Genomic DNA, 15,549 nt, shown 5'->3' with positions numbered 1-15,549 from the left:
CGTAGGATGCCTCCCGCGCCGGGCCGGGTGGCCCGTCGGCCAGGAGGTCCTCCATGAGATGGGAAGGATCGATCGCGTTCGTCACCGGCGCGTCTCGCGGCATCGGGGAGGCGGTCGTACGCGCCGCAGCGAAGCGGGGCGCTCAGGTCGGTCTCATATCCCGGTCCGAAGATGAGCTCCGTGCGCTCCTCGAAATGGTCGGCGGCCGCGGCGCGGTCGCGTCGGCCGACGTCTCCGACCGGGATCAGACCGAACGCGCCGTCGCGAAGCTCACCGCCGAGCTCGGGCCGGCCGACATCCTCGTCAACAACGCCGGCATCGGCGCATTCGGAGCATTCGCCGATACCGACGTCGAGACCTTCGAACGGCTCATGCGGGTCAACTACCTCGGCACGGTCTACGCCACGAAGGCGGTCCTCCCCGGCCTGCTGGAGCGCGGACGAGGGCACATCGTGAACGTGGCCTCGATCGCGGGACGGATCGGCGCGCCGCTCGAGGCGGCCTACTCCGCCTCGAAGTTCGCGGTCGCCGGGCTCACCGAGGCCCTCGCGATCGAGCTCGCTCCGCGCGGCATCGGCGTGTCGATGGTGAATCCCGGGCCGGTCGCGACCGAGTTCTTCGCGGCCCGAGGGCACCCCTACCAGCGCAAGACGCCGAAGCCGATCTCGGCAGAGCGGGTCGCGCGCGACGTCATCACCGTCGTCGAACGAGACAAGCTCGAGACCTATCTCCCGCGCTGGCTGCGTCAGGCCGTCGTCTCGCGGGTACTGTTCCCTCCGCTGTTCAAAGCCGGAACCATCCGCGCGTTCAAGGACCAGCTCCCGACCAAATGACCGACTGGAAGGGTTACGACCGCGTCGCCGACATCTACGAGCGCGTCCGCGCGCCGTTGACCGCGGCCGTGGCGGCCGACCTCATCGCCCTCGCCGCGGCCGGGCCGGGCGCGCGGATCCTCGACGTCGGGACCGGTACCGGCGTGGCGGTCGACGCGGCGACCCGGGCCGTGGGGTCGGAGGGGCTTGCGGTCGGAGTCGATATCGCGCCCGCGATGCTCGGCGTCGCTCGTCATGCCCGGCCGGGTCTCCGTCTCGCCGGCGCCGAGGCGAATCAGCTTCCTTTCCGCGACGCCACGTTCGACGTCGTCACGGCGAACTTCGTCCTGCAGGAGTTCAAGCGCTACGACACGGCGCTGTTCGACCTCCTCCGTGTGCTGAGATCGAGCGGCCGCCTCGCGACCTCCACCTGGACGACGGAGGAGGACGAGCTGCAAGGGACCTGGCGCACACTGGTCGAGGCGACGGTCGGCAGGGAGATGCTCCGTTCGGCCCGCGCCGATGCGGCGCCCTGGTGGGACCGGTTCGGCGCCGCCGACACGCTCAAGGACACCCTGTACGACATGGGATTGAGAGGCATCAAGATCGAACGGCGCGCCTATCGGTTCCGGATGGCTCGGGACGACTACGTAGCAGAGCAGGGGACGCGCGCGCTCGGGCGGTTCGTCCACGGGATGCTCGGAGACCGCGGGTGGACCTCGTTCGAGGAGCGCGCCCGCAAGACGTTCGCGGAACGGTTCGGTGACCAGGTCGAAGACACGCGCGAGGTTTTGCTTACCGTCGGGACCAAACCCTAAGACACCCGGATACTTCGGCTCCAACCGGACACCGGCGTGAGGCTCGATCCCAAAGTCACGGTCGGGCGAACAAACCCTTTGACCTGGAATTACGCGACAGTGACCCGGATTGTCTCGGCGAAATAGCTCGTCGGGACTATTGATGGGTCGGTCCTTCTGCCGATGTTCTGTCCAGTAAGCACGCTGACGTGCGGCTGTTTACGAGCCGGCGACCATCGGTTCGCAGCCGCCAGTTCGCCGGGGAGATGACATGAACAATCGCAAGTCGAACAACATCCTGATCATCGGCGTCGCGGTCTTCGCCGTCGGCGCGGCTCTCGCTTTCTTCGGCTTGCGCTCGAGCGATAAGGCGGTCGCCACCCCGCAGCAGCAACAGCCCGCCACGGCCGTAACGCCCGACCCGAACGTTCGCACCGTCGAGGTCGGTCCCGCCGGGGTTTCCGGCGTGACCACGTTCACGGTTCCGAAGGGCAAGCAGGCGGTCGCCATCGAGCTGCCCGGGGTCGCCGGGCTCGCGGGATACGCGAAGCCGGGCGACACGATCAACCTGTACGCCACGATCAAGGACGGCGCCGACGCCGACCAGCCGAACACGAAGCTGAAGACCCCGCTCTCCAAGCTCGTGCTCACCGGCGTCAAGGTGCTCGACGTGCGCGCGCCGGCAGCGGGGACGGCCGGCACCGCGACCTACTTGCTCGCGCTCGACGTCAACGAGGCCGAGAAGGTCATCTTCTACGCCAAGTTCGAGTCACTCTGGGTCGCCCTGACCGCGCCGGATCAGCGACCGGTCGTCACGCCCGGCCGCTCGTACCAGAACCTCCTGTGAGGGACGCTGTGGAAACCCCGAAGATCCTGGTCCTCGACCGGAACGAGGAGCTGGCGGAGCGCGTCCGCGCGCTGACCGCGGACATGAATCCGGTGCCGGAGATCGTCTCCTGCACGAAGGTGGGCTCGGCCAGCCACGTGAATCACGAGCACGAGGGCCCGTTCACGGTTCTGCTCGCCGGGCCGTCTCTGGCGACGAAGACCGGGCTGCGACGCCTGGCTCTGCTCCACAAGGAGTGGCCGTCCACGTCGGTCGTCATGTCGTTCCAGGACCGGCCCGACGCACCGCTTCGCGAGATCATCCAGGTCGGAGCGGACGACGTGCTCGAGCTCCCCGCGGACGATACGTCGATCCGGGGAGCGATCCGGCGGGCGATGGAGATCGGCGAGCGTCGGATGTCGGCCGCCCCCACGGTCACCCACGTGCCGGCCGTCTCGACCATGGCCGCGCGGACCCCGGCGAAGGTGTTCACGGTCAGCTCCGCGACCGGCGGCTGCGGGAAGACCTTCTACGCCACCAACATGGCCCTGCTGCTCTCGCAGCAGGCCGACGCGCGCGTCGTGCTCGTCGACCTCGACCTTCAGTTCGGTGAAGTCACGACCGCGCTCCGCCTGCACCCGAACTTCACGATCTTCGACGTCTTGAACGCGGACGAGGCGGAGGCCGACGTCGACCTCGCTTCGCACATCCAGGAGTACGTCGTCAGCTACGAGAACCGGTTCGACGTGCTCGCGGCGCCGAAGGATCCCTCCCAAGCCGACCGCATCACGCCGGTCGAGGTGACGAGGGTGATCGAAGCGCTCCGCGCTCGCTACGACTACGTGGTCGTCGACACCCCGACCGCGCTCGCCGAGACGGTGCTCGCGGCCTTCGATCTCTCCGAGCGCCTGTTCGTGATGTGCACCTTGGATCTTCCCTCGGTGCGGAACCTCGGGATGTTCCTGCAGACCCTGCAGAAGCTCCGGATCTCCTCGGACGCCGTGTCGCTGGTTCTCAACAAGGTCGAGAAGGACCTCGGCATCTCCGTGGACCAGATCACCAAGCTATTCCCGCAGGGATTCCGCGCGACGCTCCCGTACGCCAAGGAGGTTTCGCGGTCGATCAACCTCGGCAAGCCGGTGCTGGTCTCGTACCCCGACGCCGACGTATCGAGAGGTCTCATCAAGGGCATGGACGACCTGCTGCCGCCGGAAGCACGCACCAAGATGGCCGAGCTTGCGGCAGCGGCGAAGCGCAAGACCGGCATGTTCCGATTCTTGAGGCGCCAGCCGGCGCCGACACCGGCGGGGGTTGATCGATGAAGCTGTCCGAGAAGCTGGCGGCGCTCGAAGCACAAGAGCGAGCCGAGAAAGGTCCCGAGAAGAGCGGCAACGGCGGCGCGCGTCGTGGCGTGCGGTCGGAGCGTCGCGCGGGAGCCGACCGCCGGTCGACCTCGACGTGGACCGACACGAAGCGCAAGGTCCGCGACCTGGTGCTCACCGAGCTGGCACCGAAGCTCGCCGGCCCGAAGGCGCTGAGCGGCCCCGCGCTCGCCAAGGAGGTCAAGACCACCGTCGATCGGGTGCTCCGCCGCGAGGATATGAAGATCTCGCCGATCGAGCGCCAGAAGTTCGTCGACGAGGTCATGAGCGACACGCTCGGGTACGGGCCCCTCGACTCGCCGCTCGCCGACCCGACCATCACCGAGATCATGTGCAACTCCTACGACGACATCTGGATCGAGCGTCAAGGCCTCGTCGAGCAGAGCGATCTGTCGTTCGCGGACGAGGAGCAGTACCACCAGGTGATCCAGAAGATCGTCACGGGGGTCGGCCGTCGGGTCGACGAGTCCAGCCCGATGGTGGATGCGCGATTGCCCGATGGATCGCGCGTGAACGCGATCGTCCCTCCGCTCGCGCTTCGCGGCGCGGTGCTGACGATCCGAAAGTTCTCCGACACGCCCTACACGGCCAAGGACCTGGTCAACTTCGGGACGTTCTCGATCGACTTCGTCCACCTGATGGATGCGTGCGTCCGCGGCAAGCTCAACATCTTGGTGTCGGGCGGAACCGGTACCGGTAAGACCACGCTGCTGAACGTTCTCTCTTCGTTCATCCCGGAGCGCGAGCGCATCCTCACCATCGAGGACGCTGCGGAGCTCAAGCTCCAGCAGATCCACGTCGTCTCGCTCGAAGCGCGCCCCGCGAACGCGGAGGGCAAAGGCGAGGTCCGGATCCGCGAGCTCGTCCGCAACGCGTTGCGTATGCGCCCCGACCGGATCGTCGTCGGTGAGGTTCGCGGCGCCGAGGCGCTGGACATGCTCCAGGCGATGAACACCGGTCACGAAGGCTCGCTGACCACGGTCCACGCCAACACGCCTCGCGACGCGCTCTCGCGGCTCGAGACCATGGTTCTGATGGCCGGGTTCGACCTTCCGGTCCGTGCGATCCGCGAACAGGTCGCGTCGGCCCTCAACGTGATCGTGCAGCTCGAGCGTCAGACCGACGGATCGCGCAAGGTCACCTCGGTCCAGGAGATCCAAGGCCTCGAGGGTGACACGATCTTGCTTCAAGAGATCTTCCGCTTCCGGTCGCAGATCACGTCGGAGGGCCGTCAGGTCGGGCAGCTCGAGTCGACCGGGCTTCGTCCGAAGTTCCTGGACAAGCTCAAAGCGCACGGCGTCGAGATCCCGGCAAAGATCCTGCAGGCTTCCCCGGCGGTTCGCGCGGAGCGGAACGGCAAGAACGTGCCGCCGCCGTCGCGCGCGACGCTGTTGATGCGAGGGAGGAGCCGGTGACGATGCTGCTGCCGGCCCTCGCCGCCGGCGCAGGGCTTTCGTTGCTCGTCGTGGGATTCTTGACCAGGCTCCGCGAGCGTGACGAGGAGCTCGCCCGCATCCTCGACCTGCCGTCGGGCGAGCACGACGTTCCTCCCGAGGTGATCGCGGAAGGGAACTCCGCACTGCTCGAGTCCGGCGTTCAACTCGTCCACGGCGCGCTCGAGCGCATGAAGATGCAGACCCGGCTCGCAGCAGAGCTCGAGCGCAGTCGCGTGCCGCTCCGCCCGGGCGAGTTCGTGATCGTTGCCGCCGCCTCGGGGATCCTCGGTTGGGCTCTCGGGCTCCTGCTCACCGGTCGCCCCGTGATCGCGTTCGTTGCCCTGTTCGCGATGCCGTTCCTGGCGTGGCGTGTCGTCTTGATCAAAGTCGCGAAGCGCCGTACGGCGTTCGAGCGCCAGCTGCCGGAGGCGCTGTCGTTGATCGCCGGATCGCTCGAGGCAGGGCACACGTTCCTGAAGGCCATCGAGATGATGGTCGAGGAGAGCGAGGCCCCGATGTCGGAGGAGTTCGAGCGCGTCCTTTCGGAGACGCGCCTCGGCGACCCGCTCATGGATTCGCTCGACCGGATGAGCCACCGGCTCGGCATCCCCGACCTCGCCTGGGTGATCCAGGCCCTCCGGATCCAGCAATCGGTGGGGGGCCGCCTCGCGGAACTGCTGACGACGCTTGCCGAGTTCATGCGCCAGCGTGAAGAGATCCGCCGGGAGGTGAAGGTCCTCACCGCCGAGGGTCGGCTGTCGGGGAACATCCTGGGGGCGCTGCCGCTGTTCTTCATGCTGATCATGCAGCTCATGAACCCGGAATGGATGAAGCCGATGTTCCGAGGCTGGGGGCCTGCCGTGCTCGGCGCCGCCGGGATGTCGGTCGCCATCGGGGTCGGGATCATCCGGAAGATGGCTCGGGTGGACGTCTGATGGAGAATCTCGCGATCCCCCTCGGTCTCGCCGGCGTCGCGTTCGGCCTCGCGCTGGCGATCTCTGCGATCCGACGGCCTGCCATCGATGCGGCCGCGGTGCTCGCCGACCTGGAAGGCGCGGACGTTCATCTCGACGAGTATTCGGAGCGCATGGCGCAACCACTTTCGGCGCGGATCCTCACGCCACTCGGCGGCCGCCTCGGCGCCCTGCTGCAGTCGATCCTTCCGAGCAACTACGTCGACGGGCTTCGCCGCAGGATCATGCTCGCGGGACTGGCGGAGCGCCTGCGTCCGGAAGAGTTCATCGTCATCCAGGTCGTCACGCTGGTCCTCGGCTTCGGCCTCGGCTACGCGATGGGGTCCGTGATGGGTTTCTCGAGCACCGGCACGGTCCGGATGGCCGCCTTCCTGGGGATCATCGGCGTTGTTCTCCCGGAGTCTCGACTCGGCAGCAAGCGCCAGGACCGGCACGCGTCGATCCGTCGCGACCTCCCCGACGTTCTCGACCTGCTCGTGATCTCGGTGGAAGCAGGCGTGGGGCTCGAGGGCGCGATCGAGGTCGTCGGCAAGCACTTCGACTCGCCGCTCTCGCACGAGCTCAACCGGCTACTCCGCGAGATGGAGCTGGGCGTTCCGCGGCGCACCGCGCTGCAGAACCTTCGCCGGCGCGTCGACCTTCCCGAGGTCTCCAACTTCGTCCTGTCGCTGATCCAGGCCGACGGCCTCGGCATGCCTCTGGGTCGTGTACTCCGCGCTCAGGCGAACGAGATGCGGTCCAAGCGGCGACAGTGGGCGCGCGAGAAGGCCGCGAAGCTGCCCGTGAAGATCCTGTTCCCGATGTTCCTGTTCATCTTCCCGGCGCTGTTCGTCGTGGTCCTCGGCCCGGCGGTCAGCTCGATCATGGGGAACGTGCTCAAGTGAGCATCACGCAGCGGCTGCGAGAACGACTGGCGCGCCAGGACGGCGTCGCCGCGCTCGAGTTCGCGATCGTGTCCATGGTGTTCCTCGTGCTGCTCTACGGGATCCTCACGTACGGCTTCATCTACGGGCTCGATCAGAGCATGAACCACGCGGCCGAAGAGGGTGCCCGGGCGGCGATCTCCAAGACCACCTCGGCCGACGCGATAACGCACGCGCGGACGACCGCGCTCGAACGGCTGTCCTGGATGGGCGGGAGCATCACCCTGGGCGACATCGCGGCGACCGTGGATCCGTGCGTCAACGACACGTCCGTCGACTGCATCACGGTGACGATCACGTATCCGTGGGACACGAAGCCGATCGTTCCGAAGTTCGTCGGGCTGCCCACGCCGAACCAGCTGATCGCGTCCGCCGTCATCGAGCTCACCTGACCCCGTTGATGCGCAAGCGCCTGCTCTGCGAGCAGCGAGGGGCTATCAGCATCCTCGCCGGGCTCTCGCTGGTATTCGTGATGGCGTCGGCGGCGATGTCGGTCGACATCGGCCACGCGGCCTGGCAGAAGCGCAGCCTGCAGAAGGTCGTCGACGTCGTCAGCCTCGACGCCGTGCGTGCCCTGGGCGACCGGCGCGACCCCCTCGTCGACCACTACGTCCAGACCCTGGCCATCGCGCAGAAATCCGCCACCCGGAACGACTTCGACTACGCGGACACGGCCGCCGGGAACAGCTTGGTGGTCGAGCTCGGTTCGGCGGACTCGGCGACCAAGGTCTTCACGCCGGTGGTTTCAACGGCGTATGCGACGGCGAACGCGGTTCGGGTCACCGCCACGCACCGGAGCGACAACCGCTTCATCCCCGGGAACATCGGACTGACGACCCAAGCGGTCGCCATGGTCGATCAGGTTGCTTCGTTCTCGGTCGGGTCGCGGCTCGCACGGCTGGACACGAGCACCTCGCCGATCTTCAACAGCGTGCTCGGGCAGATGCTCGGCGGCTCTCTATCGCTCGACGCCGTGAGTTACAACGGCTTGGCCGATGGGACGGTGTCCCTCGGCGATGTCTTCGCGGAACTCGGGCTCGGGTCGACGGACCAGATCCTCAACTCAGAAGTGCAATTCGAGGATCTTCTCAACGCGACCGCGCAGGCGCTCAACAACCAGGGCGACCCGACGAGCGTCACTGCGGCCGGGATCCTCGGAACCTTCGCCGCCCAGCTCAGCTCCACGGCGCACTTCAAGTTCGGCGACATGCTGGAGCTGGCGACCGGCGACCCGGGCGACGCAGCGAACGCCCAGATGAACGTGCTCGAGATGATCGGCATGGCCGCCTCGGTGGCCAACGGCACGAACCTGCTCAACCTGACGGCGCCGATCACGATCCCGGGCGTGACGTCGACGAGCTTGAAGATGTCGGTGATCGAGCCCCCGAAGATGTGTATCGGCTGCCGGGTCGGAGGTGAGGCCCACACCGCGCAGGCGCGGATCCAGCTCGACATGACGCTGCTCCAAAGGCTGACGGTGCTCCTGCAGCAGGGAGTGGTTCACCTGCCCGTCTACCTCGACACGGCAGGCGCAACCGGGACGCTGACCGCGATCCGGTGCGATATCCCACAGACGGACGGCGACATAACCGTCCACGCGGTCGCCGAAGCGCTGAACGCGAAGATCGGCACGGCGACCGACGCCTCCCTGACGGACGGAAGTATCCCGGCGGTCGTCAACCCGGCGCAGCTCGTCAGCATCGCCGGACTCGTCAACGTCACCGGAACGGCGACGGCCGTCATGCCGAGCTCGACGGCCGACCTGGTGATCCCGTGGCAGGACGTTCGCTCCGTCGGATCGACGTCGAGCGTCACGGTCGACGATCAGCTCGTGGCCAGCCTGGCGCTCACGGTGCAGGTGCTCGGGCTCGGCATCAACGCCACGACCGTGGCGAACGACCTGTTGGCGATCATCAACCCGGTGCTGAACGTGCTGGACACGACGCTCCTCGCGCCGCTCAAAGAAGCGCTCGCGTTCTTGGGCATCGAGATCGGTGGCGCGGACGTCGCCAACCTCGACGAGGATTGTGCGAACCGCAGGCTTATCGGCTAGCCGTTCTTGCCTCCGCCGCCGTTCCCGTTCCCGCCGCCGTTCGGGTCTTCCTCGGGGGTGTTCGGGTCGTCCGGCTGACCGCCGATCCCCTTCGGGTTGTTCGCGGGATCGTTGCACCAGTCCCAGATACCGATCGGGTCGGCCATCTCGCCTTCTTCGTCCGTGTCGCCGTCGCCGTCGTTGTCGACGCCGTCGTTCTCGCCGACCTCCTGCGCGAGCGCGACGAACGGCGGGGCATCGCGCTTGTGCTCCTGGCCGTTGGCCGAGCCGTTGAAGTACGCGGTGCATAGGCCGTGGTTGTTCTCTCCGTTGGGGCCTGGGTCTGCGAACGACGCGCCGGCGGCCGCCGTCACGGCCATCACCAGCAGAGCGAGCAACTTACGCATGCGCGTTCTCCCTTCGTCGGCCCCCAGCCGCCGCTTCGGATCCGATGTACCTCTTCAAGCCGGCCCGCCGGATCCCTGGCGAAGCAAGCCAGATTTGAGCGCGGAGAAACCGTACTCGTCGTTGACCTGGGATCTCGAGCTACCGCGTGAGCGTGATCTCCGATTCCGCGTCGGCGCGAGCGTCCTCGATCGCCAGCCACATCGGCTTGTAGCGCCACTCGAGGTAGAGATCGAGCTGGTCCTCGTAGTGCGGCCCCTCCTGCAGCAGCAGGCTGACGAACCCGTTCTGTCCCGGCGGGATGACGCTGCCCGACTGCGAGCCCGACAGCCCGAGAACGTCGGATCCGGTCGGCGCGTCGGTGTAGACCACGACGTGGTTGTACGTGCCGCGATCCATCTCGATCAGGTCGCGCACGTCGCCGGGCAACCCCGAGTCGCCGGAGTTGTCGAGCCCGAGCGCACCGAACAACGTATCCGCCACCAGGTCGGCGTTGAGCCGCTGGTAGTGCTCGAGGCGTGCGGGATCCCTCCAGGTGCCGGGCTCCGCACTTTGGAACCTTGTGGAGAGATTCGCGGCTGCCACCGTGAAGGCTTCGGCGGCGAAGACGCTGGGTGCCTTGCCGTTCAGCCAATCGATCTGCTGCGCGAGGGTGTCGTCGGTCGCGAGCAGATGCCAGACGAGGTTCTCGTCTGCCCAGCCGGCGAGACCGCCGAGTTCGTCGCCGAAGGCCATGTTCCGCATCACCGACACCCATTCGCCGACGATCGTCGGGCCGGGGGAGTCCCAGGTGCCGTCGTCGTCGCGGTCGGTACGGAAGCCGTCCCACGCGCGGAGCGCCGCCGCAGCGACCTTCGAAACGAAGTCGTCGAGGTCGGCGTCCTCGGGCACGAACGGGCGGAAGTACGTGTCGAGGTGGTCCTTGAAGGCCGAATATCTCAGATTTCCCGACAAGTCCTCGAAGTTCAGCTTGCGGTCCTCGTTGATGAGCGCGTCCGCGAGCGGATCCTTCACTGCCGGCTTCGACGGGTCGAGCGTTTGGAACAGATCGTTGGCGTTGTCGATGGCATCCCAGCCGCGCTCCCGCTTCCAGCCGAGCGCCGGCTGATTGTTCCAGTTCGCGAGCCAGCCACGCGGGAAGTCGACGGCGTGGGGCACTTGCTGTATCGGTAGCAGGCCCTGCCACTCGGAGCCGCCGGTTCCGTCCTGCGGCAACCGGATGTCGATGCCGTCCGCGCGCACGGGGTGGTTGCCCGGATGCCAGTATCCGTAGTGACCCTGGTCGTCCGTGTAGAACATGTTGTGATTCGATCCGAGGTAGTTCGCGAACGTGGCGAAGTCCTCCAGGCTCCGAACCTTGTTGTAGGAGAAGAATCCTTCGACCGTCTGCACCTCGCGGTCGAACCACGAGTACCGCATCGAGTACGCCACGCCGTTCGCCTCGTCGAAGGCCACGACCGGGCCGTGGCGCGTCCGGCAGATCTCCTGCTCGTCGATCGGGATCAGGTTGCGGAACGCGTAGGTCTCGGTCCGGCACTCCATGTCCTCGTAGACGCCGTTGAAGAGGTACTGGCGGTTGTTCGCAGGGTTCAGCTGCTCGACGTAGGTGTCCATGAGGTCCGATGAGCCGGTGGTCGTCGTCCACGCGAAGCCGTTCCCCCGGCCGATCAACACCGCCGGACCGGCTCCGGCGAAGGTCATCCCCATCGCGTCGAGCGCCCCATCGGCCGAGTGCAGCCCGATGTCGGCCAGCCATTGCGGCAGCAGGTAGCCGACCTGCGGACCAGCCGTCTGAACCGCGTTGCCGGATTCAGAGTGCGCGGCACCGGCGATCTGCGCGTTGGATCCGAAGCTGAACACGTATGAGATCGCCTCTTGCACATGAGCGAGACGTTCGAAGGCGGGGAGCACCTTCGCGGCGTCGGGAACCAAGTTCAGCTGCGCCGCGGTGCCCGTGCGCGCCGCTCGCGGTCGAGCCGACGCCGCCGTCGCCGTCGCGGCGGAAGACAGGCTCAGCCGTGCGTCTTCGGTCAGGGCGCGACGGGACTCGGCTTCGGCGACACGCGCGAACGTGGACTCGTTGGCGTAGTCGTAGTCCAGCGGGATCGAGATGGGCCCGTCCGGATCCTCGGTGACGATCAGGTCGTCGAACATGTTGGTGCCGAGCTCCTCGCCGTGCTTCGCGACGAGCTCGGCGAGGAGCGCCGCGTGACGCATCTCGCTGCCGCCGCCGGCCCCGAAGGACAGGATCAAGACGTCGGACAACGCGATCGAGTCGTCGACCTGCCAGTCCTCGATCAGCGGCGTCGCGAACTCGACGAACTCGAGTGGGAGCTGTGTCGGGTCGAGCTGGACCTCGGCGATCCGCGCGTTGATGCCGTCGGCGAACGCTTGGAGATTCGCACGGATGTCGGCCGGGTAGGTCGCGAACTTCCGCGCGCGCTCCTCGGCGGTGTAGGTGAAGAACCGGACGTCCTTGTCGATGTCGACGGTGTTCGCGACGCCGAGGATGTCGACGATGCCGAGCAACTCGGAAAGGCGGCCCTTCGCGACCATGCGGAACGTATGCATCTGCCAGAGGCGGTCCGTCGCGAGCGCGTACCCGGCGCCGTACGAGACGTCTTCCGCGGTCGCGCCGTAAACGTGCGGCACGCCGAAGGAGTCGCGGACGATCGTGATCGGGTCGGCGGCGCGGGCCGGCGCCAGCGTGGCGACGAGCGCGGCGAGAAGGGCGGACGTTGCCAGGATCCGACGGTTCGACGAGCGCACGGGTCACCCCTCGGGATAGGCGGCTTGTCTCCCGCCTACTTCAACGCACCGGCGGGGGTTTCCTCCCCGATCGCTCGAACCGGCAGGCCGGCACCGCCTACGACTGGATCGGTTCGCCCTGGGGGGACACGACGAACCAGTTCCCGCCGACACCCTGACCCTTCGTATCTCCCGGCGCCGAGTCGGACGCGAAGTGGTAGAGCGGATGCCCGTTGTAGGTCACCTGCGTTCCGCCGTCGGTCCGGCTCGTCGTGCCGAGCTTCGACGCCTCGACGCCGAGCCCGCCCGTCGGGGGCCCGGTCACGAGCAGAGGCGGCCAGGTCTGCGCGCAGCCGCCGGTGCAGACGCTCGTGTTCGCTGTGTCGTTCATGAACAGGTAGAGCGTCCGGCCTTCGGCGTCGATGAGGATCTGGCCGAGCGGTGACGTCGCGACGTTGACGGTCGTCGCCCTCGGCGACGAGCCCTGGGTCGGGGCCTGGGTGCTCTGCGTCGGCGCCGGCGTGTTCGGCTGGGCCGCGGGTTCCGAGTCACCGCCACAGGCGGTGAACGCGAGTGCCGCGACGAAGCCGAGGAGCGCGAGTCGCTTCATACGGAGACACCTCCATCCTTAGTTAGGTCGTGTGGGAACCTCGTGGAACGGAGCAAGCGACGGTGCATCAGCGCCTCCCTGGATAGGGGTCGCACGGGGATACGAGGACTGCCGGGACCGGGTTCAGTCCGTCGGGGGTTCGAACGCTGCGCGCGTGTTGTCCTCGAGATCCATGAGCGCGTCGCGTCCGTCGGCTTGCTTGAGCTCGGTGAAGCGCGGGTAGCCGGCGTCGCGTTCGGCGGCCCATTCCTTGGCGAACGCACCCGAGGCGATCTCCTCGGCGGCCCTGCGCATCCGCTCGGCGGTGTCGAGGCCCTCGAAGCGGTCGGCGCGCGACATCGTTCCGTACTGGCTGGTCGGGGAGTGGAACTGCCACTGCTTCGTCGGACCGATCTCACGCATCGCGCGGTAGGTGCGCTCGATCTCGCCGGAGAGGTAGAACTCGGCGAGCACGGCTTCGAGCGGGATCCCGCGTTCGAGCAGCACCAGCGCGGCGTCGCGCCACACCTTCTGCAACGCGGGGGCGATGCCTTGCTCGACGAAAAGATCGATGAGCGCCTCCTGCGCGAACGTCATCTCGACGCAACCTCGTCGCGTCGCACCGACCCCGCGTCCGATGCCCAGCGCGAGCGGCCACGCGTTGCCGGTAGCGTCGCGCTCGACACCGAGGAACGCGATGAAGCCCGTCCCGTCCTCGTACGTCTCGCGGACGCCGACGCCGATCATCCTCGGGGCCACCATGACGAGGTCGGTGTCGTCGGGGAGGTCGACCTCGCCGTACGCGACCGCGTAGCCGCTGGCGAAGCAGATCGCCGCGCCCGGCCGCAGCGACGGGCGGACGTTCTCGGCGACGGCTTGGCCCATCACCTCGTCGGGGATGAGGAGGCAAACGACTTCGGCCTCGGCGACGGCCTCGACGATCGGGTGTGCTGCGAAGCCGTCCGCGGCCGCCGTCTTCTGCGAAGCGTCGGCCACGGTTCCGACGACGACGTCCAGACCGGAGTCGCGCAGGTTCAACGCCCACGAGCGGCCCTGGTTCCCGTACCCCACGACCGCGATGCGCTTGTCGCGCAGCGGTTCGAGCGGCGCATCGGTGTCGTGGAAGATGCGAGCCATGGGCCGTAACCTTACCCAAGTCAACCCGAGGAGCGTCCGGTGACCCCGCACAAGCTCTACCGCGAGCTCGCCCCTCTGTGGCCGTTGTTCAGTCACCCCGACGAATACGAGGAGGAGGCGGCCGCGTACGAGCGCGCGTTCGAAGAGCATTCGACCCAACCGGTCCGCACGCTGCTGGAGCTCGGAAGCGGCGGCGGCAACAACGCCAGCCACATGAAGCAGCGGCTCGAGATGACGCTCGTCGACCTGTCACCCGAGATGCTCGAGGTGAGCCGCAAGCTCAACCCCGAGCTGGATCACTATCAGGGCGACATGCGAACCGTGCGGCTCGGCCGGACGTTCGACGCGGTCATGATCCACGATGCGATCACGTACATGACGATCGAAGAGGACCTACGCGCGGCGATCGAGACCGCCGCCGCGCACCTGAACCCCGGTGGCATGGCGCTGTTCGTCCCCGACGACCTGGCGGAGACCTACCGCCCTTCGCACTCGTCCGGTGGGAACGATGGCGAGAAAGCCGGCGTCCGGTACCTGATGTGGAGCCACCCGCCGCGAGGAACCACGATCCGTACGACCTTCGTGTACGTCATCGTCGAGGGCGACGGCCCGGCACGCGTCGAGTGGGAGGATCACCTTTCCGGGCTGTTCTCGCGGACGACCTGGTTGCGCCTCATCGAGGAGGCCGGGCTCGAGCCGCTCGCGCTTCCCTACGAGCACAGCGAATTCGACACGCTCCACGAGATGTTCGCCGGCCGGGCGCCGGCCTAGTTCTTGGTTCCGTCCGCGGGCCGCCAGACGCGGTCGTCGAGCATCCTTCCGTCGCGCATCTTGATCCGCCGGTCGGCGCGACGCGCCACCTCTTCGGCGTGCGTGACGAGGATCAACGTCACGCCTTGCGACGTGGAGAGATCGCGCAGCGCCGAGATGACCTCCTCGGCGGTCGCGCTGTCCAGGTTGCCGGTGGGCTCGTCCGCGAGCACCACCCGCGGCGAGTTCGCCAGGGCGCGGGCCATCGCGACGCGCTGCTGCTCGCCGCCCGACAACCGCGACGGCAGATGGTCGGCGCGCGCGGCGAGCCCGACCAGCTCCAGGAGCTCGCCGGCGCGCGTCCGTCTGTCGGCCTTGCGGCGCGTAACCGGCACCATCGCGATCTCGACGTTCTCGCGAGCGGTGAGCGTCGGGATCAGGTTGAAACTTTGGAAAACGAAGCCGATCTGCTGGCTGCGGAGCTGGGTCAGGCCCTCGTCGTCCAGTTCCGTCAGCTCGCGCCCGTCGAAGACGACCGACCCCCCGGACGCCCTGTCGAGCGCGCCCAGGAGCTGGAGGAGCGTCGTCTTGCCGGATCCGCTCGGACCTTCCACCGCGACGAACTCGCCGGTGTCGATCTCGAGGTCGATGCCGTCGACGGCGCGCACCTCGGATCCTCCGACCCGGAAGCTGCGACGGACGTCGCGCAGACGGTAGAGCGGTTCGTGTCCGTTCTGG

General features: G+C 67.6%; 15 protein-coding genes. 10 read left to right on the top strand and 5 right to left on the bottom strand.

The window, feature by feature from the left end; translation table 11 throughout:
* Positions 1-53 precede the first annotated feature (53 nt).
* The 9 genes from WEB06_06800 (at position 54) to WEB06_06760 (ending at position 9,203) form a co-directional block, all read left to right on the top strand.
* On the top strand, positions 54-833 hold the full coding sequence (locus WEB06_06800) for an SDR family NAD(P)-dependent oxidoreductase (GenBank protein MEX2555321.1): 780 nt from the start codon (positions 54-56) through the stop codon (positions 831-833).
* On the top strand, positions 830-1,630 hold the full coding sequence (locus tag WEB06_06795) for a methyltransferase domain-containing protein (protein ID MEX2555320.1): 801 nt from the start codon (positions 830-832) through the stop codon (positions 1,628-1,630). Before WEB06_06800 ends, WEB06_06795 begins: the two co-directional genes overlap by 4 nt.
* Before the next feature lie 250 nt (positions 1,631-1,880).
* Positions 1,881-2,456, top strand: coding sequence for an RcpC/CpaB family pilus assembly protein (locus tag WEB06_06790; GenBank protein ID MEX2555319.1), 576 nt, complete (start codon positions 1,881-1,883; stop codon positions 2,454-2,456).
* 8 nt (positions 2,457-2,464) lie between these two features.
* Complete coding sequence (locus WEB06_06785; GenBank protein MEX2555318.1) at positions 2,465-3,757, top strand: AAA family ATPase; 1,293 nt, start codon at positions 2,465-2,467, stop codon at positions 3,755-3,757.
* Positions 3,754-5,232, top strand: coding sequence for a CpaF family protein (locus WEB06_06780; GenBank protein MEX2555317.1), 1,479 nt, complete (start codon positions 3,754-3,756; stop codon positions 5,230-5,232). Before WEB06_06785 ends, WEB06_06780 begins: the two co-directional genes overlap by 4 nt.
* Before the next feature lie 2 nt (positions 5,233-5,234).
* Positions 5,235-6,188 (top strand): type II secretion system F family protein, encoded by a 954-nt coding sequence (locus WEB06_06775; GenBank protein MEX2555316.1) that lies wholly within the window; start codon positions 5,235-5,237, stop codon positions 6,186-6,188.
* Positions 6,188-7,111, top strand: a complete 924-nt coding sequence (locus WEB06_06770) for a type II secretion system F family protein (protein ID MEX2555315.1) — start codon at positions 6,188-6,190, stop codon at positions 7,109-7,111. The genes WEB06_06775 and WEB06_06770 overlap by 1 nt, the downstream gene beginning before the upstream one ends.
* Positions 7,108-7,542, top strand: a complete 435-nt coding sequence (locus WEB06_06765; GenBank protein MEX2555314.1) for a TadE/TadG family type IV pilus assembly protein — start codon at positions 7,108-7,110, stop codon at positions 7,540-7,542. Before WEB06_06770 ends, WEB06_06765 begins: the two co-directional genes overlap by 4 nt.
* Positions 7,543-7,547: 5 nt before the next feature.
* Positions 7,548-9,203 (top strand): hypothetical protein, encoded by a 1,656-nt coding sequence (locus WEB06_06760; GenBank protein ID MEX2555313.1) that lies wholly within the window; start codon positions 7,548-7,550, stop codon positions 9,201-9,203.
* Here WEB06_06760 and WEB06_06755 read toward each other — a convergent pair.
* The 4 genes from WEB06_06755 to WEB06_06740 form a co-directional block, all read right to left on the bottom strand.
* Positions 9,200-9,589, bottom strand: coding sequence for a hypothetical protein (locus WEB06_06755; protein MEX2555312.1), 390 nt, complete (start codon positions 9,587-9,589; stop codon positions 9,200-9,202). The genes WEB06_06760 and WEB06_06755 overlap by 4 nt on opposite strands.
* Positions 9,590-9,728: 139 nt before the next feature.
* Positions 9,729-12,356, bottom strand: coding sequence for a penicillin acylase family protein (locus WEB06_06750; GenBank protein MEX2555311.1), 2,628 nt, complete (start codon positions 12,354-12,356; stop codon positions 9,729-9,731).
* Between the two features lie 97 nt (positions 12,357-12,453).
* Positions 12,454-12,945 (bottom strand): hypothetical protein, encoded by a 492-nt coding sequence (locus WEB06_06745; GenBank protein MEX2555310.1) that lies wholly within the window; start codon positions 12,943-12,945, stop codon positions 12,454-12,456.
* A gap of 123 nt (positions 12,946-13,068) precedes the next feature.
* Positions 13,069-14,061, bottom strand: coding sequence for an NAD(P)-binding domain-containing protein (locus WEB06_06740; protein MEX2555309.1), 993 nt, complete (start codon positions 14,059-14,061; stop codon positions 13,069-13,071).
* A gap of 39 nt (positions 14,062-14,100) precedes the next feature.
* Here WEB06_06740 and WEB06_06735 point away from each other — a divergent pair, with 39 nt between their 5' ends.
* Positions 14,101-14,832 carry a methyltransferase domain-containing protein gene (locus WEB06_06735; GenBank protein ID MEX2555308.1) on the top strand — a complete coding sequence of 244 codons (732 nt, stop codon included), beginning with the start codon at positions 14,101-14,103 and terminating at the stop codon, positions 14,830-14,832.
* Here WEB06_06735 and WEB06_06730 read toward each other — a convergent pair.
* Positions 14,829-15,549 (bottom strand): ABC transporter ATP-binding protein (locus tag WEB06_06730; protein MEX2555307.1); only part of this gene is annotated, 721 nt, incomplete at its 5' end. The two genes, WEB06_06735 and WEB06_06730, sit on opposite strands and share 4 nt — an antisense overlap.

The sequence above is a fragment of the Actinomycetota bacterium genome (assembly GCA_040905475.1).
Taxonomy (GTDB): domain Bacteria; phylum Actinomycetota; class AC-67; order AC-67; family AC-67; genus DATFGK01.
This window is presented reverse-complemented; position numbering and strand designations above follow the sequence as displayed.

What these genes read in the sequence shown, in the direction of transcription:
- WEB06_06800 (MEX2555321.1), top strand. Translation starts at nt 54, where the DNA reads ATGAGATGGGAAGGATCGATCGCGTTCGTCACCGGCGCGTCTCGCGGC.
- WEB06_06795 (MEX2555320.1), top strand. Translation starts at nt 830, where the DNA reads ATGACCGACTGGAAGGGTTACGACCGCGTCGCCGACATCTACGAGCGC.
- WEB06_06790 (MEX2555319.1), top strand. Translation starts at nt 1,881, where the DNA reads ATGAACAATCGCAAGTCGAACAACATCCTGATCATCGGCGTCGCGGTC.
- WEB06_06780 (MEX2555317.1), top strand. Translation starts at nt 3,754, where the DNA reads ATGAAGCTGTCCGAGAAGCTGGCGGCGCTCGAAGCACAAGAGCGAGCC.
- WEB06_06775 (MEX2555316.1), top strand. Translation starts at nt 5,235, where the DNA reads ATGCTGCTGCCGGCCCTCGCCGCCGGCGCAGGGCTTTCGTTGCTCGTC.
- WEB06_06770 (MEX2555315.1), top strand. Translation starts at nt 6,188, where the DNA reads ATGGAGAATCTCGCGATCCCCCTCGGTCTCGCCGGCGTCGCGTTCGGC.
- WEB06_06755 (MEX2555312.1), bottom strand. Translation starts at nt 9,589, where the DNA reads ATGCGTAAGTTGCTCGCTCTGCTGGTGATGGCCGTGACGGCGGCCGCC.
- WEB06_06745 (MEX2555310.1), bottom strand. Translation starts at nt 12,945, where the DNA reads ATGAAGCGACTCGCGCTCCTCGGCTTCGTCGCGGCACTCGCGTTCACC.
- WEB06_06740 (MEX2555309.1), bottom strand. Translation starts at nt 14,061, where the DNA reads ATGGCTCGCATCTTCCACGACACCGATGCGCCGCTCGAACCGCTGCGC.